24 protein-coding genes are annotated in these 23,288 nt (G+C 64.8%); 17 read left to right on the top strand and 7 right to left on the bottom strand.

Going from position 1 to position 23,288, the window contains the following annotated elements; genetic code table 11:
* Window positions 1-92: 92 nt before the first annotated feature.
* Window positions 93-578 (bottom strand): single-stranded DNA-binding protein, encoded by a 486-nt coding sequence (gene ssb / locus IE266_RS14650; RefSeq protein ID WP_189680845.1) that lies wholly within the window; start codon window positions 576-578, stop codon window positions 93-95.
* Between the two features lie 194 nt (window positions 579-772).
* On the opposite strand from ssb, the gene IE266_RS14655 reads away from it, so the two are divergent.
* Together IE266_RS14655 and IE266_RS14660 are read left to right on the top strand one after the other, a co-directional pair.
* A complete protein-coding gene (locus tag IE266_RS14655; protein ID WP_189680846.1) occupies window positions 773-1,360 on the top strand; it encodes a lytic transglycosylase domain-containing protein in 588 nt (195 codons plus the stop codon).
* Between the two features lie 223 nt (window positions 1,361-1,583).
* Complete coding sequence (locus IE266_RS14660; RefSeq protein ID WP_189680847.1) at window positions 1,584-2,099, top strand: hypothetical protein; 516 nt, start codon at window positions 1,584-1,586, stop codon at window positions 2,097-2,099.
* Between the two features lie 63 nt (window positions 2,100-2,162).
* Here IE266_RS14660 and IE266_RS14665 read toward each other — a convergent pair whose 3' ends face one another.
* The 5 genes from IE266_RS14665 to miaA form a co-directional block, all read right to left on the bottom strand.
* Entirely contained in the window at window positions 2,163-4,250 is a 2,088-nt protein-coding gene (locus IE266_RS14665) for a dipeptide ABC transporter ATP-binding protein (RefSeq protein ID WP_189680848.1), read from the bottom strand.
* 96 nt (window positions 4,251-4,346) lie between these two features.
* Window positions 4,347-5,561, bottom strand: coding sequence for an ABC transporter permease (locus IE266_RS14670; protein ID WP_189680849.1), 1,215 nt, complete (start codon window positions 5,559-5,561; stop codon window positions 4,347-4,349).
* Between the two features lie 13 nt (window positions 5,562-5,574).
* Window positions 5,575-6,627 carry an ABC transporter permease gene (locus IE266_RS14675; RefSeq protein WP_189680850.1) on the bottom strand — a complete coding sequence of 351 codons (1,053 nt, stop codon included), beginning with the start codon at window positions 6,625-6,627 and terminating at the stop codon, window positions 5,575-5,577.
* 211 nt (window positions 6,628-6,838) lie between these two features.
* Window positions 6,839-7,765: a helix-turn-helix transcriptional regulator gene (locus IE266_RS14680; protein WP_189680851.1), complete on the bottom strand. Its 927-nt coding sequence runs from the start codon at window positions 7,763-7,765 to the stop codon at window positions 6,839-6,841.
* A gap of 79 nt (window positions 7,766-7,844) precedes the next feature.
* On the bottom strand, window positions 7,845-8,717 hold the full coding sequence (miaA, locus tag IE266_RS14685) for a tRNA (adenosine(37)-N6)-dimethylallyltransferase MiaA (RefSeq protein ID WP_189680852.1): 873 nt from the start codon (window positions 8,715-8,717) through the stop codon (window positions 7,845-7,847).
* 114 nt (window positions 8,718-8,831) lie between these two features.
* On the opposite strand from miaA, the gene pyrH reads away from it, so the two are divergent.
* From pyrH to lpxB, 13 genes are all read left to right on the top strand, one after another.
* The gene (gene pyrH, locus IE266_RS14690) at window positions 8,832-9,578 is read left to right on the top strand and encodes a UMP kinase (RefSeq protein ID WP_189680853.1); all 747 of its coding nucleotides are present in this window, start codon (window positions 8,832-8,834) and stop codon (window positions 9,576-9,578) included.
* A gap of 156 nt (window positions 9,579-9,734) precedes the next feature.
* Window positions 9,735-10,298, top strand: a complete 564-nt coding sequence (gene frr / locus IE266_RS14695) for a ribosome recycling factor (RefSeq protein ID WP_189680854.1) — start codon at window positions 9,735-9,737, stop codon at window positions 10,296-10,298.
* 9 nt (window positions 10,299-10,307) lie between these two features.
* Window positions 10,308-11,039, top strand: a complete 732-nt coding sequence (gene uppS / locus IE266_RS14700; protein ID WP_189680855.1) for an undecaprenyl pyrophosphate synthase — start codon at window positions 10,308-10,310, stop codon at window positions 11,037-11,039.
* Window positions 11,036-11,827: a phosphatidate cytidylyltransferase gene (locus IE266_RS14705; protein WP_189680856.1), complete on the top strand. Its 792-nt coding sequence runs from the start codon at window positions 11,036-11,038 to the stop codon at window positions 11,825-11,827. The genes uppS and IE266_RS14705 overlap by 4 nt, the downstream gene beginning before the upstream one ends.
* On the top strand, window positions 11,827-12,999 hold the full coding sequence (gene dxr, locus IE266_RS14710) for a 1-deoxy-D-xylulose-5-phosphate reductoisomerase (RefSeq protein WP_189680857.1): 1,173 nt from the start codon (window positions 11,827-11,829) through the stop codon (window positions 12,997-12,999). Before IE266_RS14705 ends, dxr begins: the two co-directional genes overlap by 1 nt.
* 4 nt (window positions 13,000-13,003) lie before the next feature.
* Window positions 13,004-14,353 (top strand): RIP metalloprotease RseP, encoded by a 1,350-nt coding sequence (gene rseP, locus IE266_RS14715; RefSeq protein ID WP_189680858.1) that lies wholly within the window; start codon window positions 13,004-13,006, stop codon window positions 14,351-14,353.
* A gap of 116 nt (window positions 14,354-14,469) precedes the next feature.
* Window positions 14,470-14,595, top strand: coding sequence for a hypothetical protein (locus tag IE266_RS27195; protein WP_268249757.1), 126 nt, complete (start codon window positions 14,470-14,472; stop codon window positions 14,593-14,595).
* 132 nt (window positions 14,596-14,727) lie between these two features.
* A complete protein-coding gene (bamA, locus tag IE266_RS14720) occupies window positions 14,728-17,085 on the top strand; it encodes an outer membrane protein assembly factor BamA (RefSeq protein ID WP_373310582.1) in 2,358 nt (785 codons plus the stop codon).
* Window positions 17,086-17,093: 8 nt separating this feature from the next.
* Complete coding sequence (locus tag IE266_RS14725) at window positions 17,094-17,639, top strand: OmpH/Skp family outer membrane protein (protein ID WP_229864132.1); 546 nt, start codon at window positions 17,094-17,096, stop codon at window positions 17,637-17,639.
* Window positions 17,640-17,706: 67 nt separating this feature from the next.
* Window positions 17,707-18,171, top strand: coding sequence for a 3-hydroxyacyl-ACP dehydratase FabZ (gene fabZ, locus IE266_RS14730; protein ID WP_189680859.1), 465 nt, complete (start codon window positions 17,707-17,709; stop codon window positions 18,169-18,171).
* 3 nt (window positions 18,172-18,174) lie between these two features.
* Window positions 18,175-18,960, top strand: a complete 786-nt coding sequence (lpxA, locus tag IE266_RS14735) for an acyl-ACP--UDP-N-acetylglucosamine O-acyltransferase (protein WP_189680860.1) — start codon at window positions 18,175-18,177, stop codon at window positions 18,958-18,960.
* Window positions 18,961-18,964: 4 nt separating this feature from the next.
* Window positions 18,965-19,768 carry an LpxI family protein gene (locus IE266_RS14740; protein WP_189680861.1) on the top strand — a complete coding sequence of 268 codons (804 nt, stop codon included), beginning with the start codon at window positions 18,965-18,967 and terminating at the stop codon, window positions 19,766-19,768.
* Window positions 19,765-20,895 (top strand): lipid-A-disaccharide synthase, encoded by a 1,131-nt coding sequence (gene lpxB, locus IE266_RS14745; RefSeq protein WP_189680862.1) that lies wholly within the window; start codon window positions 19,765-19,767, stop codon window positions 20,893-20,895. The genes IE266_RS14740 and lpxB overlap by 4 nt, the downstream gene beginning before the upstream one ends.
* A gap of 4 nt (window positions 20,896-20,899) precedes the next feature.
* Here lpxB and mnmA read toward each other — a convergent pair whose 3' ends face one another.
* Window positions 20,900-22,039 carry a tRNA 2-thiouridine(34) synthase MnmA gene (mnmA, locus tag IE266_RS14750; protein ID WP_189680863.1) on the bottom strand — a complete coding sequence of 380 codons (1,140 nt, stop codon included), beginning with the start codon at window positions 22,037-22,039 and terminating at the stop codon, window positions 20,900-20,902.
* Window positions 22,040-22,166: 127 nt separating this feature from the next.
* Here mnmA and sciP point away from each other — a divergent pair, with 127 nt between their 5' ends.
* Both sciP and ctrA read left to right on the top strand, forming a co-directional pair.
* Entirely contained in the window at window positions 22,167-22,445 is a 279-nt protein-coding gene (gene sciP / locus IE266_RS14755) for a CtrA inhibitor SciP (protein ID WP_189680864.1), read from the top strand.
* Window positions 22,446-22,544: 99 nt separating this feature from the next.
* Window positions 22,545-23,261, top strand: a complete 717-nt coding sequence (gene ctrA, locus IE266_RS14760) for a response regulator transcription factor CtrA (RefSeq protein ID WP_189680865.1) — start codon at window positions 22,545-22,547, stop codon at window positions 23,259-23,261.
* The last annotated feature ends 27 nt before the right edge of the window (window positions 23,262-23,288 follow it).

Genomic DNA, 23,288 nt, shown 5'->3' on the forward strand with positions numbered 1-23,288 from the left:
TCGGGGTCTTTTAGCTGACCGGGAATTACCCGTGCGGTGCGGGGGCATTGCCCCCGCGGGTCGGATCGCGCAAGCGATCCGAGGCCAATGGGTCAGAACGGGATCTCGTCGTCCATGTCGCGCGACGAAGGCGCGCTGCGGCCATAGTCGCGGTCATCCTGCGGGCCGCTGTCATAGCCGCCGCCATAGCCACCCCGGTCGCCGCCGCCACCGCCGCTGCCGCCGTCGCGACCGTCAAGCAGGGTCAGTTCGCCACGATAGGGGCGCAGCACGATCTCGGTCGTATAGCGGTCCTGGCCGGACTGGTCCTGCCACTTGCGCGTCTCCAACTGGCCTTCGATATAGACCTTCGAGCCCTTGCGCAGATACTGCTCGGCGATCTTGGCCAGCGGCTCGGAGAAGATTGCGACCGAGTGCCACTCGGTGCGCTCCCGGCGTTCGCCGGTGTTGCGGTCCTTCCAGTTCTCCGAGGTCGCGATGCGCAGGTTGCAGACCTTGCCGCCATTCTGGAAGGTGCGCACCTCGGGATCCCGTCCGAGATTTCCGACGATGATGACTTTGTTGACTGATCCGGCCATATGCTTCCCCTGAGTGCGGCGTCCATCCTGAGTCCCGAATCCGAGATCCGGTCCGATCGACCCTATACGTGACGCAACGTGGTTTAAACATAGTAAACCGGCGAGGGATTTGCGGGGCTGGAAATTCTCGCGCCAGCAGGTATAGTGTGCGGCGGACAGTAGTATACTCGGTGGGACGAGGGGGCACGGGCCGGATGCGCGGCATTTGGGGGTTTGCGGTTTCCATTACGCTTGCGGCGGCCTTTCCCGCCGAGGCGGACGTTCTGGCCAGCAAGGCCAAGAAACAGTTGTTCAAGGCGCAGACCAAGCTGCTCGATACCCGGGCCGCCGCGCAATACAACGACTCTGTCCGGCTGCAGCCGCCGACCGTCTACACCCCATCCAAATACGGCAGCGGCGTTGTCTATAACGGCAAGTATCGCGGCGAATTCCTCGAAATGGCGCGCGAGGCCGCAAGGCGCCACGCCGTGCCCGAGGATCTCTTCACCCGCCTGGTGCAGCAGGAATCCGGCTGGAACCCGAATGCACGCTCGCACAAGGGCGCGATGGGGCTGGCACAGCTAATGCCGGAAACCGCGCGCCATCTTGGCGTCGATCCCAACGATCCATATCAGAACCTCGAAGGCGGTGCGCGCTACCTGGCGATGCAATACCGCGAATTCGGTTCCTGGAAACTGGCCCTGGCGGCCTATAACGCCGGTCCCGACGCGGTCAAGAAATACGGCGGCGTGCCGCCTTACAACGAGACCACGAATTACGTCCGGGTCATCTTCGGCAGTTGACCGCCGATCCGGTCGTGTTGCGGCGACACGTCTAACTCATTGATAAGCCTAAATTTGTGACGCAACTGGCTGGCCTGCGTCGTCCCGCCGACCGGGCTGCCGGCAACCGGGCGCCCGATTTCTCGGAACCTCCCCCCGTCCTCCTCCGTTTCTGGATCACACAACAGCGGTCCGCCCAGGTGTGCTTGCGCACCTCGGCCCCGCCCGGAAGGAGTTGATAAAGATGAACCGTTTTCTGATGCAGACCACTGCCGCCGCTGCCGCTCTCACCATGCTGGCAGCCCCGAGCTTTGCCTCCGACACGCCGACCGTGCGCGAAGTCAACGTGACCGCTCAGGTCACCAACCTCGACGAAAACGCCAAGGCGTTCTACCCGAACATCGCCCATGACATCCTCGAGAAGATCGTCGAGGAGATGCCGCTCACCGGCGACAACCAGGGCTACGTGGTCAATGTCGAGATCCAGCACATGAGCCTCAACGGCGGCGCTCTCGCGGCCGACACCCATGAGTTCAACCAGATGGAAGGCGTGATGTCGGTCACCGCACCGGACACCAATGCCGGCGAGATGAGCTTCCCGATCAAGATCGTCGCGCAGTCGCCAGACATTGCATCGCCGGCCGGCTACGTCACCGTGGCGCCGTCGGATACCGACTTCTACACCGCCATGATCACCGGCTTTGCCAAGGCCGTGGCCGAGCATGAGCCGGAAACCATGCCCACGGCTTCGTCGAAGTAATCTCGGCGCAGATTCGCGACCAACGCCCGCGGCACCCGCTGCGGGCGTTTTCGCGTCCGCCGCTCACTCCGCCGCAAGGCGGATCACCGGCTCCATCTCGGCGAAATCCGCCTCCGAGAGGTGGCACTTGATCTGGTGGCCCTCCGGGCTCACCCGCATCGGCGGCACCTCGCGCTCGCAGAGGTTGCCCGGCACCTTCGATTTCCACCGGCAGCGGGTCTGGAACGGGCAACCGGGCGGCGGGTTCATCGCCGAGGGGATATCGCCCTCGAGAACGATGTGCTGCTTCACCACCGAAGTATCGGCGATCGGCACCGCCGAAAGCAGCGCCTCGGTATAGGGATGATAGGGCGGGCTGAAGACCTGGTCAGTGGTCCCGAGCTCCACCACATGCCCGAGATACATCACCATCACCCGGTCCGAGAGATAGCGCACGATCGACAGGTCGTGGCTGATGAACAGCAGCGTGGTCTTCTCGCGCCGCTGGATGTCCATGAGCAGGTCGGTCACCGCCGCCTGCACCGACACGTCCAGCGCCGAGACCGGCTCGTCCGCCACCACGATACGCGCGCCCCCGGCAAAGGCGCGGGCGATGCCGACGCGCTGCTTCTGCCCGCCCGAGAGCTGGCGCGGCATCCGGTCGGCGAAGGCGCGGGGCAGCTTCACCAGGTCGAGCAACTCCAGCATCCGTTCCCGCCGCTCACCCTCCGAATTGCCGATGCCGAAGACCTCCAGCGCGCGGATGATCTGCCGACCCACCGTCATCGAGGGGTTGAGCGTGTCGAAGGGATTCTGGAACACCATCTGGATATCCGAGACGGTCCTGGTGTCGCGCGCCTCGATCGGCACCTGTTCGATCGATCGGTTGTCGAGCAGGATCTCGCCCTCGGTCGCAGTCTCCAGCCCCATCAGCACCTTGGCGAAGGTCGACTTGCCGCAGCCGGATTCGCCGACGATGGCCAGCGTCTCGGATTCGCGCGCCTCGAAGGAGAGGGTCTCGTTGGCTTTCACCACCTTCTTGTCGCCGCCGCCAAACAGCGCGTTGGCGGCGACCTCGTAGTATTTCTTCAGGTTGTCGATCTTCAGAACGACCGGCCCGACTTCGGCCTTCTCGCGTACCTCGGTCGCCTGGATCGGCGCATCCCAGTCGATCTCACGGAACTTCAGGCAACGGGTATGGTGGCGGTCGTTGCCCGGCACCGGCTCCATCCTGATGGCGCCTGCATCGCATCGCCCCTTCTCGAAATAGTCGCAGCGCGGCCCGAAGTTGCAGCCCTTGGGCCGTTCGTGGGGCAGGGGAAAGTTGCCCCGGATCGCCACCAGCGGGCGCGAGGTCTTGTCGGCGCCGGGCAGTGGGATCGAGCGGAACAGCGCCTGGGTATAGGGGTGGCGCATCTCGTCGAAGACATCCTCGATGCTGCCGCGCTCGACCGCCTCGCCGGAATACATCACGCAGATGCGGTCGCAGGTCTCCAGCACCAGCCCGAGGTTGTGCGAGATGAACAGCATCGAGGTGCCGTATTTGCGCCCGAGGTCCTTCACCAGCTCGACGATCGCCGCCTCGACAGTCACGTCGAGCGCGGTGGTCGGCTCGTCGAGGATCAGCAGCGCCGGTTCGCTCATCAGCGCCATGGCGATGACGATGCGCTGCTGCTGCCCGCCCGAGAGCTGATGCGGGTAGGCGCGCAGGATCCGCTCGGGGTCGGGCAGCTTGACGTCCGTCACCACCTGCAGGGCGCGGGCATAGGCCTCCTTCTCGCTCAGCCCCTGGTGGATCATCGGCACTTCCATCAGCTGCTTGCCGATCCGCATGGCCGGGTTGAGCGAGGCCATCGGCTCCTGATAGATCATCGCGATTTCGTTGCCACGGATGTCCCGCAGCTCGGCCTCGCTCATCTTGCCCAGATCCCGGCCCTTGAACTTTATCGATCCGCCGACGATGCGCCCGTTCTTGCCAAGGTCCTGCATCACCCCCAGTGCCACGGTCGACTTGCCGCAACCGCTCTCGCCCACCAGGCCCACGGCCTCGCCGGGCTGGACCGTGACCGAGAAGTCCATGACCGCGGGGATCTCGCGCAGCCGGGTGAAGAAGGAGATCGACAGTTTGTCGATCTCGAGGATCGGTCCGGTGTAATCCTTGGTCTTCGCCATGCGTCTTCCCCGCTGGTTGCAGGGTGTCTCCCCTGCTTCTTCTCTTTCCAAATACCTCCGGGGGTCCGGGGGCAGCGCCCCCGGCCTCACCGCCTTTCAGTCCTTCAGGCTCTCCTCGCGCAACCCGTCCGCGAGCAGGTTCAACCCCAGCACCAGGCTCAGGAGCGCCAGCGCCGGCGGCAGCGCCGGGTGCAGGTAGATCGACAGCAGCTTGCGCCCTTCGTTGATCGTGCTGCCCCAGTCCGGGCTCTCCGATTGCAGCCCTAGGCCGAAGAAGCCGAGCGTGCCGAGCAGGATTGTCGTATAGCCGATCCGCAGGCAGAAATCGACGATCAGCGGGCCGCGTGCGTTGGGCAGGATCTCCCACAGCATGATGTACCAGGGTCCCTCGCCACGGGTCTGGGCGGCGGCGACGTAGTCGCGCGTCTTGATGTCCATGGTGAGGCCGCGAACAATGCGGAACACCGTGGGCGAGTTCACGAAGACCACCGAGACGAAGACCACCAGGATATTCGCCGGCACGTCGAAGAGGTCGAGGAAGCGCGGCAGCCCCGGCAGGCGCAGCTGGTCGGTGTCGATCAGCCAGCCGCCGTTCGAGACCAGCGACAGGTAGAGCCAGAGCGCCACTCCCAACACCCCGATCAGCAGCGGCGTGCGCACCTTTGGCTGGGTGTGATAGCGCGAGTTCAGCAGCACGCCGATGAAGATCACCGGAAAGACGAAGAGCACGATGGCCATGTAGGCCGGCACTCCGGTGTCGACGATCTCGGGCGTCACCAGCAGGTAGAACAGCAGGATCACCGGGAAGGCCAGGATCAGGTTGGCGAGGAAGCTCAGGAAAGTGTCGAGCCGCCCGCCGAAATAGCCCGCCGGCAGGCCCAGGGTGATGCCCACCATGAAGGCGAAGAGCGTCGCCAGCGGTGCGATCTGCACGACGATCCAGGCGCCCTTGATGAGCCGCGAGAAGACGTCGCGGGCAAGGTTGTCGCCGCCCAGAAGGTACCAGGCGTATTGACCTTCTTCCGGCGCGCGCAGTGGGGTTCCGGGCACCTTGTTCTTCATGCCCGAGATCTGGCTTAGCGCGTCATGGGTCACGATAAGGTCCATCGCGCCGAAGATGCCGGCGAAGACCCAGAACATCACCAGCCCGAAGCCGATCATGCCGATCGGGCTGTCGAACAGCCGGCCATAGAGGCCGAGCTTGCGCTTGTAGGTGATCGAGACGACGAAGAGAACGACAAGCGCGATCCAGACCGGCATCAGTTGCCAGAGGATCCGCAGGACAATTTCGAGAAAACCGAGGGGTTCCATGTTCTGCTCTCCCTCAGCTTATGCGGATGCGCGGGTTGAGGTAGACGTAGCCGATGTCCGACAGCAGCTGCGTAATCAGCACCACGAAGACCGACACCACCGAGACCGCGAGCAGCATCTCGATGTCGTTGTTCCCCGCCGCCGAGACCAGCAGCGAACCGAACCCCTGATACGAGAACAGCGCCTCGACGATCACCACGCCGTTCAGCAGCCAGGGCACCTGCAGCAGGATCACCGTAAAAGGCGCGATCAGCGCATTCCGCAGGGCGTGTTTCAATACGATATTGCCGAAGCTCACGCCCTTCAGCCGGGCGGTGCGGATGTATTGCGCCGTCATCACCTCGGTCATCGAGGCGCGGGTCATGCGGGCGATATAGCCCATCCCGTAGAGCGCGATGGTCAGGACCGGCAGCAGGAAGTTGTTCAGCGTGGCCTCGTCCATGGCCGATTTGGCCGAGCCGTTGAACCACTTGAGCCCCACCGCCGAGGAGGTGAAGACCGCGATGAAGACCACACCAGAGACATATTCGGGCGTCGCCGTCGTCAGGATCGAAACGGTCGAGAGGCTCCGGTCCAGCCGAGACCCCTCGCGCATCCCCGCCAGGACGCCGATGATGAGCGACGAGGGCACCATGACCACCAACACCCAGAACATCAGCTTTCCGGTCAGGGCCAGGCGCTTCCAGATCACGTCGTTGACGTCGGTATTGGAGACGGTGGAATAGCCGAAATCGCCCTGGATGATGCCGCAGAACCGGGGTTCCTGCGCGGCTTCCTCAGGTGATTTCGTCCCCTTGAAACAGCGCCCGGTGACCCCGCCCTCGGTTTCTCGAGTCCAGCCCGGCAGTACACCGAGCCATTGGGCATAGCTGACGGGCAGGGGCTGAAGATAGCCGTTCTTGTCGAGCCAGGACTGCACGGCCTGGTCGTCCATGCGCATATCGCCTTCGCTCTTCGCCAGTTTCTCGAGATTGGGATAGAGGTTCGTCATGAAGAACACGATGAACGTCAGGCAGAGCGCTGTAAGCAGCATCACGCCCGTTCTGCGCAGAATGAATAGTCCCATATGGTCCCCTGTCGGTCTGTCAGCCGGCCTGGTGCGTTGATCGCACTCGTGTCACGCACACGCTGTCAGGCGTCCGCGCGCATGGCCAGTCAGGGTTCAGCCGGGCGGTGCGTCCGGCCGTTTGGTTCGTGCCGCATTCCTTCGGAATTCATCACCGCTCCCCTTTCTCGGTTCGCGTCTGGGCGTATTCGGCACAAATTTGCCGGTGACGTCAACGCTTGCTTTCGTCACTTCCCGGTCCAAACGCGACACGGGCACGGATCAGTTGTGGTGCGGGTGGTGCGGCGGTCGCTGTGGTTGCAGCGGAAATTGCAGGGGTCGGGCCGGGGAGCGGACGCGCCGGGTTGCGCCGCAGCGCAGAGGGGCCGATTCCGCAGTGCTGCTGGATGAAACGGGTGAAATAGGCCGCGCTGGCAAAGCCGAGCTGGCGGGCGATGTCCTGGATCGGCGTTTCGGTCTCGGCCAGCAGGCTGCGGGCACGGTGCAGGCGGCGCTCGGTGATGAGGGCGGCGGCGGTGCGCCCGGTCTCGGCCTTGCTGACGCGTGCCAGGTGGGTCGGGGTCACGCCGATCACGGCCGCATGTTCCTCGAGGCTGATCATCTCGGCATCGGGCTGCACGATACGCGCCATGAAGGCGCGCATCAGGCGCACCGAAGGTGTGTCCGGCAGGATCTCGGGGCCAACCCGGTCGATCTGGCGATGCAGCCAGACCGAGATCAACGCCGCATGGGCCGCCATCGCGGTATCGAGCATCGCGCGCCCGGCAACCTGTTCGCGCATCATCGCGTCGAGCAGCCCGTTCAGCTCCATCTGGGCCGGTGCCTCGCGGGTGCGCAGGTGAACTGGCGTGCGCGGCAGGTTGAGACCCGAGGTGTCGCGAATGCAGAGCGCCTGGCCAAAGCCCTGCCGGCCAAGTTCGATCGACATCACGGTGCCGGCGGGGATGAACAGCGCGTTATGTGCCCCGATGCCGCGCCGAACGCCGTCCATCAGGGCCAGGCCCTGGCCGCGCGTGAGCCAGATCAGAAGCGACTCGGCACGGTCATGGGCCAGTTCGAGCTGCCAGGACCCGCGTGCAGACAGCTGCGCGAGAGTCAAAAGTCGGATGCTGGCGGAATCGCTGTCCGCTTGGGGCATTTGTTCGGTTTCCGAAAGCTATTAGGTGAATTTCGCCCTCAACCTGCACCGCATGTCCTGAAATCGCAACCGGGGCGGATCAGGTTTCCGGCGCGATCCGATGCCATCGGCGCATTCTTGCGCGAAACCAGGTGCGTTGCCGCTTGGCGAACTGCCGGGTGGCCACGACGGCGCGCTCGCGTGCCTCGGCAAGGGTCAGCTCGCCGTTCAGATGCGCCATCAGCTCGGGCACACCGATCGCCTTGCAGGACGGGCGGGCCGGGTCATAGCGGCCGCGCATTGCCGCCACCTCGTCCAGCGCGCCTTGCTCCAGCATCAGGTCGAAGCGGCGTGCGATGCGCGGGTCGAGCCAGTCCTTCGGCGCATCCAGGACCAGCGGCTGGGCCTGTTCCAGCGGCAGCAGCGGCGGCGGCGTCTCGGCCTGCCAGGCGGCCAGCGGCCGCCCGGTGGCGCGCTCCACCTCCCAGGCCCGCTGCACCCGAGCGCGGTTCAACTGGTCGATGCCCGCGAGGGTGGCGGGATCGACCCCGGCGCGCAGGCTGTCGAGATTCAGCGCGTCGGCCTCGGCGCGCACCTCGGGCGGGACCGGCGGAATCGCCGCCATGCCTCCGGTCAGCGCGCTGAAATAAAGGCCGGTGCCGCCGACGATGATGGGGCGCGGCCCCTCGCGTAGCAGAGGCGCCACCTCGCGCAGCCAGTCGCCCGCGCTATAGGCCGCATCCCAGGGCTGGTGGCCGTACAGGCGGTGCGGCGCACGGGCTTCTTCCTCGACCGAGGGCCGCGCGGTGATGAGGCGCCAGCAGTCGTAGACCTGGCTGGCATCCGCGTTGACGATCACGCCGCCCTGGCGCTCGGCAATCGCCAGCGCCAGCGCCGATTTGCCCGAGGCGGTCGGCCCGGCGATCAGCACCGGCATGTCCGCCCGCAGCTCTGGCAGATCGTGAAAGCCCATGCCTCTCATTGCCGTCCCGTCACTGGGGCCGATGACCGGGATCCCGCATTGAACCCGCCGCCGATTTCGGCCATTTTGCGCGCGATCTAACCCACAGGCCCAGCGGAGCGCAACATGACCCTTCCCACCACTTCCCCGACGCGTTCTTCCGGCACTGCCTACCGCCGTGTCATGCTGAAGATCTCGGGCGAAGCGCTGATGGGAGACCAGGGATTCGGCCTGCATCCGCCGACCGTCCACCGCATCGCCGCCGAGGTCAAATCGGTGCACGACATGGGCGTCGAGATCTGCATGGTGATCGGCGGCGGCAATATCTTCCGGGGTCTGGCCGGCTCGGCGCAGGGGATGGAGCGCACCACCGCCGATTATATGGGGATGCTGGCGACGGTGATGAACGCGCTGGCCATGCAGTCGGCGCTGGAAGAACTGGGTGTCTTCACCCGGGTTATCAGCGCGATCCGCATGGACGAGGTGGCCGAGCCCTATATCCGCCGCCGCGCTGTGCGCCACCTCGAGAAGAAGCGGGTCTGCATCTTCGCCGCAGGCACCGGCAACCCCTATTTCACCACCGACACCGCCGCGACGTTGCGCGCCAACGAGATGAATTGCGAGGCGATCTTCAAGGGCACCAAGGTCGATGGCGTCTATGACAAGGACCCGGTCAAGCACGCGGACGCCAAGCGCTATGAAAACGTGAGCTACGACGATGTGCTGGCCAAGCGGCTGGGCGTGATGGACGCCTCGGCCATCGCGCTCGCGCGAGACAACAACCTGCCGATCATCGTATTCTCGCTCGACACGCCTGGCGGTTTCCGCGGCATCCTCGCGGGCGAGGGGACCTATACCCGCGTCCAGGGCTGAGGCGCCGAAATCCGTCACGGATTTCGGACGTTTTCCTTGCAGGAAAACGGGCGCCGTTCGGCCATGCCCGGTCCGTCCGTCTGCATCCACCCTATACATGGCGCCCCGACTGGGGCTATAGAGCCGCAAACGTTCAAGATTAGGGAAGGGGTTCCCATGTCCGATGATTTCATGCTCGACACCGATGCGCTGCTTCGCCGGATGGACGGGGCGATGAACAACCTGCGCACCGAATTCGCGAGCCTCCGGACTGGCCGTGCCTCGGGCAGCATGCTCGAACCGATCATGGTGGATGCATACGGAAGTCCGACGCCGATCAACCAGGTCGGCACCATCAACGTGCCCGAGCCGCGCATGGTGACGATCAACGTCTGGGACAAGTCGCTGGTCTCCAAGGTCGAGAAGGCGATCCGCGAAAGCGGCCTCGGCATCAACCCGCAGCTCAACGGCACAATCATCATGCTGCCGATCCCCGAGCTGAACGAGGAACGCCGCCGCGAGCTGACCAAGGTCGCCGGCCAATATGCCGAACACGCCCGCGTCGCCGTGCGCAACGTGCGCCGCGATGGTATGGACCAGATCAAGAAGGCCAAGGCCGACGGGATCTCGGAAGACGACCAGAAGTTCTGGGAGGCCGAGGTTCAGGAACTGACCAACAAGATGATCGCCGCGGTCGACGCGGCTCTGGAGGCCAAGCAGGCCGAGATCATGCAGGTCTGACGCACCGCGATGCCCAAGGATCCCGATACCACGCCGCAGGTTGGTCCGCGCCATGTCGCGATCATCATGGACGGTAACGGACGCTGGGCACAGGCGCGCGGCCGTCCTCGGCTGTTTGGCCATCACGCCGGCGCGCGCCGGGTCCGCGAGGTGGTCGAGGCCTGCCCCGACCTCGGGATCAAGTATCTGACCATCTTCGCCTTTTCGACCGAGAACTGGAAACGCACCCAGGTCGAGGTCGCCGGGCTGATGAGCCTGTTCCGCCGCTACATCATCAAGGAGACCCGCGCGCTGGCCACCAAGGGCGTGCGCGTGCGCTTCATCGGCGACCGGGTGCGGCTCGACGCCAAGCTGATCGAGCTGATGGACATGCTCGAGGAGCAGACCAGCGAAAACGACCTCGTCCACCTCACCATCGCGCTCAACTACGGCGGGCGGGACGAGGTGGCGCGGGCGACCAAGCGGCTGGCGCAGGACGTGGCGGCGGGTCGGCTCAACCCCGACGACGTCGACGAACAGACGCTGACCCGCTACCTCGACACCCATGTCCTGCCCGACCCCGACCTGGTCATCCGCACCAGCGGCGAGGCGCGGATCTCCAACTTCCTCCTCTGGCAGTCGGCCTATTCGGAATACGAGTTCATCGATACGCTCTGGCCCGATTTCACCGCGGCCGAACTGGAACGCCTGTGCCAATCCTACGGCGCGCGCGACCGCCGTTTCGGAGCGGTCCTGACATGAGCAACGGCGGCCGCTGGGCCGACCTTGCGCCGCGGGTGATCTCGGCGGTCGTGATGGTGGCGGTGGCCGCCGGGGCGATCTGGGCGGGCGGTCATGTGTTCCACGTCTTCGTCGCTCTGATTGCTGGCGGCATGGTTTGGGAACTGGTCCGTATGCTGGCGCCCGAACGGGCCATGCTGGCATGGCAGTTCGGCGGTCTCGGCGCCCTCGTAACCATCGGCGCGCCTTACATGGCGCCGCTTGTCGCTCTGCCGATGCTGGTGGTGACGCCGGTTGTCTGCTTCTTCGAGATGCCCCGCTACCGGCGCATCTGTGCCGCCTATCTCGGGCTGATCCTGCTGGCGAGCTACGAGATCACCGCGCTGCGCGATCATTTCAACGCTCAGACCCTGGTCTGGCTGATCTGCGTCGTGGTGGCCTCGGACGTGGCCGGCTACTTCGCCGGGCGGATGCTGGGCGGGCCGAAGTTCTGGCCGAAGGTCAGCCCGAAGAAGACATGGTCCGGCACCGTCGCGGGCTGGATCGGCGCGGGCCTGGTCGGGGCCGGCTTCTGGCTCTGGGGCGGGGCCGAAGCGGCGCTGGTGCCGCTCTCGATGGTAACCGCACTGGCCGGACAGTTGGGTGACATTGCCGAAAGCGCGGTCAAGCGCCTTGCCGGTGTCAAGGACTCCAGCAACCTGATCCCCGGCCACGGCGGGCTGCTCGACCGGTTCGATGCGATGCTGGGGGCCGCGCTCTTCGTGCTGGTCGTGGCCATTCTTTTCGATCTGCCGTTCGGAGCACTGTAATGCGACGCGTTTCGGTTTTCGGGGCGACCGGATCGGTCGGCCAGAATACGCTTGATCTGATCGCGCGCGAACCCGGCGCGTTCCAGGTCGTCGCGCTGACCGGCGGTCGCAACGTGGCCCAACTTGCGCGCGACGCGGTGCGGCTGAAGGCCGAGGTCGCCGTGACCGCCTTTGACGACATGCTCGACCCGCTGCGCGAGGCGCTCGCCGGCTCGGGGATCGAAGCCCAGGCCGGGGCAGCGGCCGTTGCCGAGGCCGCCGAGCGCCCTGCCGACTGGGTGATGTCGGCCATCGTCGGCGCGGCGGGGCTGGCGCCGGGGCTGCGGGCGCTCGAACAGGGCGCGACGCTGGCTTTGGCGAACAAGGAGACGCTGGTCTGCGCCGGGGCGCTGGTCCAGGCAACGGCGGAACGCTCCGGCGGGCGGATCCTGCCGGTCGACAGCGAGCATTCGGCGGTGTTCCAGGCGCTCACCGGCGAGAATATCGAGGCGGTCGATCGCATCGTGCTGACCGCCTCCGGAGGCGCTTTCCGCGACTGGCCGCTCGAGGCACTAGCCAATGCCACGCCCGAGCAGGCCTCGAACCACCCGAATTGGGACATGGGGCAGCGGATAACCATCGATTCCGCCTCGATGTTCAACAAGGCGTTGGAAGTCATTGAAACACGAGAGTTCTTCGGCGTCGATCCGGACCGGATCGAGGTCGTGATCCACCCGGAATCGCTGATCCACGCGCTGGTCGGCTTCTCGGACGGCGCGATGATGGCCCATGTCGGCGCGCCGGATATGCGCCACGCAATCGGCTATGCGCTGAACTGGCCCGAACGGCGGCCGTTGCCGGTAAAGCGGCTGGATCTCGCGGCGGTCGGCGCGATGACCTTCCGCGCGCCGGACGAGGTGCGCTACCCGGCGCTGCGCCTGGCACGCGAGGTGATGGCGCGCGGCGGCCTTTCCGGCGCGGTGTTCAACGCGGCCAAGGAGGCGGCGCTGGATGGCTTCCTCGACGGTCGGATCGGCTTCACCGCCATGGCCGAGGTTGTCGAGGAGGTGCTGGGCCGGCTCGACCGGCAATCGGGTCTCATTGATGCCGCAATGACCCTTGATAACGTGACGCAAACCGACCATCTGGCCAGAGTATGCGCCCGCGAAGTGATGGCAGAACGAGCAGGATAGACACTTGGACATTACCGGACTGATCCCGCAATTCGGCGGCTTCGCCTATACCGTGGTCGCCTTCGTCGTGGCGCTTTCGGTGATCGTGGCGGTGCATGAATACGGCCATTACATCGTCGGGCGCTGGTCGGGGATCCATGCCGAGGTCTTCTCGCTGGGATTCGGCCCGGTGCTCTGGAGCCGCGTCGACAAGCGTGGCACCCGCTGGCAGGTCGCGGCGCTGCCCTTTGGCGGATACGTGAAGTTCCTGGGCGATTCCAACGCCGCCTCGGGGAAGGACGAGGCAGCCATGTCGCAGGTCTCGGCCGATCCCGCGGCGATGCGGCGCACCATGCATGGCGCGCCGCTCTGGGCGCGCACGGCCACAGTCGCCGCCGGCCCGGTGTTCAACTTTGTGCTCTCCATCCTCATCTTCGCCGGCATCTTCATGGCGCGCGGCATTGCTTCCGACCCGCTGACGGTGGGTGAGATCCGGGCGCTGCCGGCCGGCTCCTACGAATTGCAGACCGGCGACGAGATTCTTGCCATCGGTGGCCTGCCGCTGCCGAGTTTCGACGCAAGCGACGACTGGGACGCCTTCCGAGCGCAGCTGCCGCCCACGGAAGAGCTGGACTATTCCGTGCGCCGCGACGGGGCAGAGATGACCGTCAAGGGGCCGTTCCTCTACCCGCCGCTGATCGACGCGGTGATGCCGCGCAGCGCGGCGATGGACATCGGACTCGAGGCAGGCGACGTCATCACCTCGGTCGACGGCGCGCCGATCTTCGCCTTCGATCAGTTGAAGAGCCAGGTCGAAAGTTCGGACGGGCGGGCGCTGAAGCTGGAGGTCTGGCGCAATGGCACGATCCATGAATTCGCGCTCGTACCGCGCTCGGTGGACGAGCCGCAGAGCGACGGCAGCTTCGCCACCCAGTGGCGAATCGGCGTCGTCAGCTCGATGGCCTTTGCCGCCGCGCGCGAACCGGCCGGCGTGCTGACCGCGCTGGAAGGAGCAGTGTCGCAGATGGTCGGCACCGTGACGACCTCGATCTCGGGCCTCTGGCACATCGTCACCGGGGCGATCAGCACCTGTAATATCTCGGGGCCGATCGGCATTGCCAAGGCTTCGGGCGACACCGCAAGCCAGGGTGCGCAGACCTTCATCTGGTTCATCGCCTCGCTTTCGACGGCCGTTGGCTTGCTGAACCTCTTCCCGATTCCCGCGCTCGATGGTGGCCACCTGGTCTTCTACGCCTACGAGGCGGTCGCGGGGCGCCCGCCCAGCGACCTCGCGTTGCGGGTGATGATGAGCATCGGCATCACCGCCTTGCTGAGCCTGATGGCCTTTGCGCTGCTGAACGACGTCTTCTGCTGACGGCGAAAGGCCGCCGAAATGGAGGGATCTGGCCGGTCTCTCCATCTTGCGGCCAAAGTCTTGCCATATTCGGCGGCTAATTTTTCGCCAACCAGGCAGCACAAGGACACCAAATCATGCAGACTTTGCAGCAATCCTACCGAGGATTCTCCCTTCTGGTGTCGCTGAATACCGATCGTTTGCTCTTCGTCGTGGCGATCCCCCTCGCCATGATGCTCGGAGCCTATGTGGCAGGTCTCTGACCGGACCATCGGATTCAACCGAACCCCAACGGCGCCCCGCGAAAATCGGGGCGCCGTTTTCCTTTGTGGTTTTGACAACTCGGCTCAATCTGGGTAGTCAGGTTTGAAGGTGGATTTATGCGGGTGGGGAACATGAAATTGGGCGGCGCAGAAGGCACATCTTGCACCGGGCGCAAACGAGCCGGCTTCATGTTGTGGCGCGCGGCGATGCCGGCGGTGGCCTTGGGCATGCTGGTCGCCGCAGGATCCGCAGACGCGCAAAGCTATCGTTTCTCGCGCATCCAGGTCGAAGGCAACCAGCGCATCGAGACCGGAACCATCGCCCGCTATACCGGCATCGAAAGCGGCAAATCCGTCACCGCGGGCGAGTTGAACGATGCCTATCAGCGGATCGTCGCCAGCGGCCTGTTCGAAACAGTCGACATCCAGCCCCGCGGCAACACGCTGGTCGTTCGCGTCACCGAGTTCCCGACGATCAACCGGATCAGCTTCGAGGGCAACCGGCGGATCAAGGACGACAAGCTGTCCGAACTCATCGAGTCCAAGTCTCGACGGGTGTTCAATCCGACAATTGCCGAAGCCGATGCAGACAAGCTGAGCAAGCTCTACTCGACGCAGGGCCGTGTAGCGGCCGTCGTGACGCCGCGGATCATCCGGCGTAGCGACAACCGGGTCGATCTGATTTTCGAGATCACCGAGGGCGCCACCACCGAGATCGAGCGCATCAGCTTCGTCGGCAACCGAGTCTATTCCGACAGGCGCCTGCGCCGCGTGCTGGAGACCAAGCAGGCCGGCATCCTCAGGGCGCTCATCAACAAGGACACCCTGATCGAAGAACGGGTAGAATTCGACAAGCAGGTGATGCGCGACTTCTACCTGAGCCGCGGCTACATCGACTTCCGCATCCTGAGCTCGAACGTAGAGTTCACCCGCGAACGTGACGCCTTCTACATGGTTGTCAATGTCGAGGAAGGCCAGCAGTTCCGCTTTGGCGAAATCACCACTGTAAGCGAGATCCCGGAAGCCATTGCTGCCGAGTTCCAGGAGGCGCTGCGCATCAAGCCGGGCGTCGTCTATTCGCCGATGCTGGTCGAGAACTCGATCGCCCGGATGGAACGGCTGGCGATCCAGAAGGGCATCGATTTCCTTCGCGTCGAGCCGCGCATCACCCGCAACGACCGGGACCAGACGCTGAACGTTGAATTTGCCCTTACCCGCGGTCCCCGCGTTTTCGTCGAGCGGATCGACATCGAAGGCAATACGACCACGCTCGACCGCGTGGTCCGGCGGCAGTTCCGGGTGGCCGAAGGCGACCCCTTCAACCCGCGTGAAATCCGTGAAAGTGCGGAGCGTATTCGTGCGTTGGGCTTCTTCAAGACAGCCGATGTCAACGCGCGCCAAGGGTCGACCGAGGACCAGGTTGTCGTCGATGTGAACGTCGAGGAACAGCCGACAGGCACGCTGAGCCTTGGTGGCTCTTATTCGGTCAACGACGGCTTTGGCATTGCGATCGGCCTGCGCGAGAACAACTTCCTTGGTCGTGGCCAATCGGTCGGTTTCACGATTTCTTCGGCCTCGGATTCCGAGCAATACGTGCTGAGCTTCAGCGAGCCGAGCCTGCTCGGGCGCGATCTCAAGCTCGATCTGGATCTTGGATCGACCGGCACCGACTCGTCCTATGCGACCTATGATACAAAGCGCGTGTATTTCGCGCCGGCGTTGTCTTTCCCGGTTTCCGAACGCGGAACCATGCAGATGCGCTACGCTTACAGCTCCTCCGAGATGCTGGCCCGTGACCAGGTGACGCCTGGCGCGGTGATCGGCAATGAAATCGGTTTCGGAGCTCAAACGAGCAGCGCGGTCGGATTGAGTTATACTTGGGACAGCCGGCTGTCCGGCTTGAATCCCAATGCAGGAATGCTGTTCCAGGTTGGTGCCGACTTCGGGGTCGGCGGCGACAACCGTTTTGTGCGCACCAATGCAAAGGCGATTGCCCAGACCAAGGTCTATAACGAGGAAGTGACCTTGCGGGCGACGGTGGAAGCTGGTGTGATGAGTTGGCGCGGGAACAATTTCAGCCGCACGATCGACAGGTATCTCCTCTCCACCGATACATTCCGGGGCTTCGAACCTGCGGGCCTTGGCCCGCGCGATCTCTCCGGTGGGCAGGATGATGCGATCGGTGGCAACAAGTACTGGGTCGCCCGTTTCGAAGCCGAATTCCCGCTTGGCCTGCCAGAAGAGGTTGGCTTGCGGGGTGGGCTTTTCTACGATGTGGGCAACCTCTGGGATATCTCTAACGTCGACACATCCGGCGCAGGGCTGAACGATATCCAGGGGGCCAATGGATCCGTGCGCCACGTGATCGGCTTCTCACTGCTCTGGGATACGGGTTTCGGCCCGTTGCGATTCAACTTTTCCAACGCCCTCCGGAAGGAGAGTTTCGACAAGGAGCAGTCATTCGACCTGACGCTCCAGGCGAAGTTCTGAGGCGTTCCGTGCGGGGACGGCTGCGCGCCGGACTGCGGGCGCTGATGCTCGCGGTCGCGCTCGCCGCGGTTCCGGTCTCGGCGCAGCAGCTGGGGCTGGCACAAGGCGAAATCCTGACCATTTCGTCCGACCGGCTGTTCTCCGAATCCGCCTTCGGGAAGCGGATCCAGAACGAGATCGAGGTCGAAGGTCAGGCGCTGGCTTCCGAGAACCGGAAGATGGAGGCCGAACTGACGGCCGAGGAACGCGACCTGACCGACAAGCGCAAGGGCATGGCTCCCGAGGAGTTCCGGAAACTTGCCGACGCGTTCAACGAAAAGGTCCAGGTGATCCGCAAGACGCAGGACACCAAGGCACGGGCGCTGGCACAGAAGGGCGATGCCGCACGCAAGCAGTTCTTCGAGGCAGCGAGGCCGGTCCTGGCGGAACTGATGCAGGAGGCGGGAGCGGGAGTGATCCTGGAACGCTCCAGCGTCTTCCTTAGCGCCAATTCGACCGATATCACCGATATCGCCATCGAGCGGATCGACGCGATCATCGGCACCGGCGAATGAGGGCAACTTGCCCAACCCTGCCTGGGTTGCTAGTCATTCAAGCAAGTCGAACCACGGGAAAGAGCAGATGAACGAGACCCTGAAACAGGCGGATATCCAGCTGATCCAGCGAATCCTGCCGCACCGGTATCCCTTCCTCCTGGTCGACAAGGTGGTCGATATCGACGGCACCTCCTCGGCGAAGGGCATCAAGAACGTCTCGATGAACGAGCCGCACTTCCAGGGCCACTTCCCCGGAACGCCGATCATGCCGGGCGTCACCATCGTCGAGGCGATGGCGCAGACCGCCGCCGTGATGGTGGGCGTCGCGCTCGATTTCGCCGACAAGGATCTGCTGATCTATTTCATGTCGATCGACAACTGCAAGTTCCGCCGCAAGGTCATTCCGGGCGACGTGCTCGAGATGGAACTGACCACCCTGCGTGGCAAGGCCGGCGCCAAGGTGTGGAAGTTCGCCGGCAAGGCCACGGTCGAGGGCGAACTGGCCGCCGAGGCCGAGTTTACCGCCATGATCGACATGCCGAAGGCCTGAGCCATGGCCACCATCCATCCCTCTGCCGTTGTCGAACAGGGAGCCGAGTTGGGCGAAGGCTGCATCGTCGGCCCGTTCTGCCTGGTCGGTCCGAACGTCAAGCTCGGCAGGGATGTCGAGCTCAAGAGCCATGTCGTCGTGACCGGCGATACCGAGATTGGCGAGGGCACGGTGGTCTTCCCCTTCGCGGTGATCGGCGAGATCCCCCAGGACCTCAAGTTCCGCGGCGAACAGAGCCGCCTGGTGATCGGCGCGCGTAACCGGATCCGCGAGCATGTGACCATGAACTGCGGCACCGAGGGGGGCGGCGGAGTGACCCGTGTCGGCGACGACGGTCTGTTCATGGCCGGCTGCCACATCGCTCATGACGCGCAGATCGGCAACCGGGTAATCGTGGTCAACCAGTCTGCCATTGCCGGGCACTGCGTGCTCGAGGATGACGTCATCGTCGGCGGGCTCTCGGGCATTCACCAATGGGTGCGCATCGGCAAGGGCGCGATCATCGGGGCCGTCACCATGGTGACCAGCGACGTGATCCCTTACGGCCTGGTGCAGGCGCCCCGCGGGCAGCTCGACGGGCTGAACCTGGTCGGGCTGAAGCGCCGCGGGGTGGCCCGGTCGGACATCACCGCGCTGCGGGCGGCCTTCCAGATGCTTGCGCAGGGCGAGGGGGCCTTCCAGGACCGCGCCCGCCGGTTGGGCGAGGAAACCGAAAGCCAGTATGTACGCGACATCGTCAACTTCGTGACCGCGCACAGCGACCGTTCCTTCCTGACGCCGGGAGGCTGAGCCCGTGCTCGCGCTGATCGCCGGGCAGGGGCGTTTGCCGGGCCTGCTGGCGGCGGCGCTGGAACGCGGGGGGCGGGCCTTCACCGTGGCCGAGCTTGACGGTTTCCCGGCCGAGGGCATGGGCGCGCATCCGGTGCGGCGGTTCCGGCTCGAACATCTGGGCACGCTGCTGCGCGATCTGGTAGCGGATGGTGCAACCGAGGTCTGCCTTGCCGGTGCCGTCCGCCGGCCGGCGGTCGACCCGGCCGCGGTCGATGCCGCGACCGCGCCCTTGGTTCCACGCATCCTCGCGGCGCTGCACTCGGGCGACGACGGCGCCCTGCGCGCATTGGTTGCCATTTTCGAGGACGCCGGGCTGCGCGTCGTCGGTGCCTCGGACATCGCGCCCGAGTTGCTGCTGGAGGCGGGCGTGCCGACGCACGCACAGCCGCAGCCTGTCCACACCAGCGATGCCGACCGCGCCGCCGCCGTACTCGCGGCCCTTGCGCCGCTGGACGTCGGGCAGGGCTGCGTGGTGTCGCGTGGCCAGGTGCTCGCAATCGAGGCGCTGCCCGGCACCGACTGGATGCTGTCGAGCCTTGCCGCCGGTCACGATGGGCCGCGCGGGGGCCTGTTCTTCAAGGCCCCGAAATCCGCGCAAGACCGGCGTTTCGACCTGCCGGCGATCGGCGTGCAGACAGTGCAGGGCGCCGCTGCGGCGGGCCTCGACGGTATCGTGATCGAGGCGGGGGGCGTCCTGGTGCTGGACCCCGAAGCGGTTATCGCCGAGGCGGATGCGCGGGGCCTCTTCCTCTGGGTGCGGCGATGAAGGTCTTCCTCGTCGCGGGCGAGCCCTCGGGCGACCGTCTGGGTGGCGCATTGATGGCGGGCCTGCGCCAATTGGTGCCCGATGTCGAATTCGACGGCATCGGCGGCACCCAGATGATGGCGCAGGGGCTGGTCAGCCGCTTCCCGATGGACGAGCTTTCAGTCATGGGTCTGGCCGAGATCCTGCCGAAGTATTTCCACCTCAAGCGCCGCATCCGCGAGACTGCCGAGGCGGTGCTCGACACCCGGCCCGATGTGCTCATCACCATCGACAGCCCCGACTTCTGTCTGCGCGTCGCGCGGCTGGTCAAGGCGCGCTCGGCGATCCGCACGGTACACTACGTCGCCCCCACCGTCTGGGCCTGGCGGCCGGGACGTGCCGCGAAGATGGCCGAGGTGATAGACCACGTTCTGGCGCTCTTCCCTTTCGAGCCGCCACTGATGACCGCCGCCGGGATGGACTGCGATTTCGTCGGCCACCCGGTGGTGGCCGAGCCGCAGGCAACTCAACAAGAAATTGAAGGGTTCCGCGCAACCGCTGGAGTTGATGGAGATTTTCTCCTCGTTCTGCCTGGATCAAGGCGTGGCGAAGTCGCGCGCCTATCTCCGATCTTCGGCGAGACGCTGCAACGCTTCCTCGCGCCGCGCCCACAGCTCCGCGTGGTCGTGCCCGCCGCCGGGCCCGTGGCCGGGCTGGTGCGCGAGGCCGTCGCCACCTGGCCCGGTGACCCGGTGGTGATCGACCCGGCTGAGACCGCGCTCAAACGCGCCGCCTTCGCCGCCGCGCCGCTGGCGCTGGCCGCCTCCGGCACCGTCTCGCTCGAACTGGCGGCCGCACGCACGCCAATGGTCATCGCCTATGACATGAGCTGGCTCAGCCGCCAGATCATCAGCCGGATGCTGCTGGTCGATACCGTCACATTGGTGAATCTGGTCTCGGAAACCCGTACCGTGCCCGAGTTCATCGGCGCCAACTGCCGCCCCGAGCGGATCGCCGAGGGCCTCGCGCAGGTCTTCGACGCGCCCGAGGCGCAGACCGAGGCCATGGCCCTGACGATGCAGCGCCTTGGACTGGGGGGCGAACCGCCGGGCCTGCGCGCCGCGCGCGCGGTGCTGTCGCGGCTCTAGGGTCTCAGCCCTTCCAGATCCAGCCGCCGCCCAGCACCCGGCTTCCGCCGGTTTCATAGAAGACGCAAGCCTGTCCCGGCGAGACGCCTTCCTCGGCGTTCATCAGTTCCACCGTGCCGGTGGTTTCGCTCAGCGGTCGCAGGACCGCCTCGGTCGGCGGGCGGGTCGAGCGGACGCGCACCGAGACCGGCCATTCCGCCCGCGAGGTGAAGGGCTCGTCTCCCAGCCAGTTGATCTCGCGCAGCGGCACCGTGCGGGTGGCCAGCATCGCCTTGGGCCCGACGACTACGCGGGCGTTGTCGACGTCGAGCGCCACCACGTAGAGCGGCTCCGCCAGCCCGCCGACACCCAGGCCCCGGCGCTGACCGATGGTATAGCGAATCACCCCGTCATGCTTGCCCAGCACGCGGCCGTCGGCATGGACGATCTCGCCCGGCCGGCCCGCACCGGGGCGCAGCTTCTCGATCACCGAGGCATAGTCGCCATTCGGCACGAAGCAGATGTCCTGGCTGTCGGGCTTGTCGGCCACCGCCAGTCCGTATTGCGCCGCGAGCTCCCGCGTTGCCGCTTTCGAGGGCAGGTGGCCCAGCGGGAAGCGCAGGAAGGACAGCTGTTCCGGCGTGGTCGAGAACAGGAAATAGGACTGGTCGCGGTTGGCATCCGCCGCGCAATGCAGTTCCGGCCCCTCGGCGCCCATGCGGCGCTGGATGTAATGGCCGGTGGCCATGCAATCGGCTTCCAGGTCCTTGGCAGTTTCCAGCAAGTCCTTGAATTTCACGCGTTCGTTGCAGCGGATGCAGGGCACCGGAGTTGCCCCCGCCAGGTAGCTGTCGGCGAATTCGTCGATCACCGCATCGCGGAAGACGTTCTCGTAATCCAGAACGTAATGCGGGAATCCGCGCATCTCCGCCACCCTGCGCGCGTCGTGAATGTCGATCCCGGCGCAGCAGGCGCCCTTCTTGGCCAGCGCCGCGCCATGATCGTACAGCTGCAGCGTCACCCCGACCACGTCATAGCCTTCGTCGGCCAGCATGGCCGCCACCACGGAACTGTCGACGCCGCCCGACATCGCCACCACCACACGGGTCTCGGCGGGGGGCTTGGCAAAGCCGAGCGAATTCAGCGGATGCGCGTCGAGCGCCATGGCACGGTCCTTTCGGGAGCTGGGATTGGCGGAATATAGGAAAATCCGCCACACTCGCAAGGGCCGGCTTCACGCCTCCTTAATCCTGTTCAGCGCAGTCTGGCGCGGAATAGCAAGGGAAAGGCCGATGTTTCTCAAGAAGGTAGAGGGCCCAAGGGCAGTCACGCTGCCCGATGGCACGGTCATGACGCGCGCAGATCTTCCGGCGGCGGATACCAGCCGCTGGGTAGCATCGCGCAAGGCGAAGGTGGTGCGCGGCGTTCTCTACGGCCTGATCGGCCAGGAAGAAGCCCTGCGTGCCTATGGCCTCAGCGACGAAGAATTCCGCAGCTGGGTCGCCGCGGTTGCCGATCATGGCGAGGATGCATTGAAAACAACCTGCCTAAAAAAATATCGACAACCATGAGTTGTTTTAGGGTTGTCCCATATTGGTAACTTATAGTTAACTATTCTTCGTCAGTGTTAACGTAATTGAGGATTCTGGGGCAAAGACGGAGACATTTGAATGCGCGTCCTTTTGGTTGAAGACGACCCGACTACTTCGAAAAGCATCGAATTGATGCTCACACATGCGAATTTGAATGTGTATTCGACGGATCTGGGTGAGGAAGGCATTGATCTGGCAAAGCTTTACGACTACGACCTGATTCTTCTCGATCTCAACTTGCCAGACATGAACGGTCACGAGGTGCTGCGTCAGCTGCGTCTTTCGCGGATCCAAACGCCGATTCTCATCCTTTCCGGGGCCGATGATACGGAAAACAAGATCAAGGGATTCGGATTCGGCGCCGACGATTACCTTACCAAGCCGTTTCACCGCGAAGAGCTTGTTGCACGTATCCACGCGATCATCCGGCGCTCGAAAGGTCATTCGCAATCGGTGATCCAGACCGGAAAGATCTCGGTCAACCTCGACGCCAAGACGGTCGAGGCGAATGGCGAGGCGGTGCATCTGACCGGGAAGGAATACCAGATGCTCGAATTGCTGAGCCTGCGCAAGGGGACCACCCTGACAAAGGAAATGTTCCTCAACCACCTCTATGGCGGCATGGACGAACCGGAATTGAAGATCATCGACGTGTTCATTTGCAAGCTGCGGAAAAAGCTCGGCAAAGCGACAGGTGGCGAAAATTATATCGAAACCGTCTGGGGGCGCGGCTATGTCCTGCGCGATCCTCAGCCTGACCGGCTGATGGTGCCAAGGCTGGTTGTCGGCGGCTGACGAGGGGCGCGCGGACGGGCAGGGCCA

This window comes from Seohaeicola zhoushanensis (assembly GCF_014656415.1).
Taxonomy (GTDB): domain Bacteria; phylum Pseudomonadota; class Alphaproteobacteria; order Rhodobacterales; family Rhodobacteraceae; genus Seohaeicola_A; species Seohaeicola_A zhoushanensis.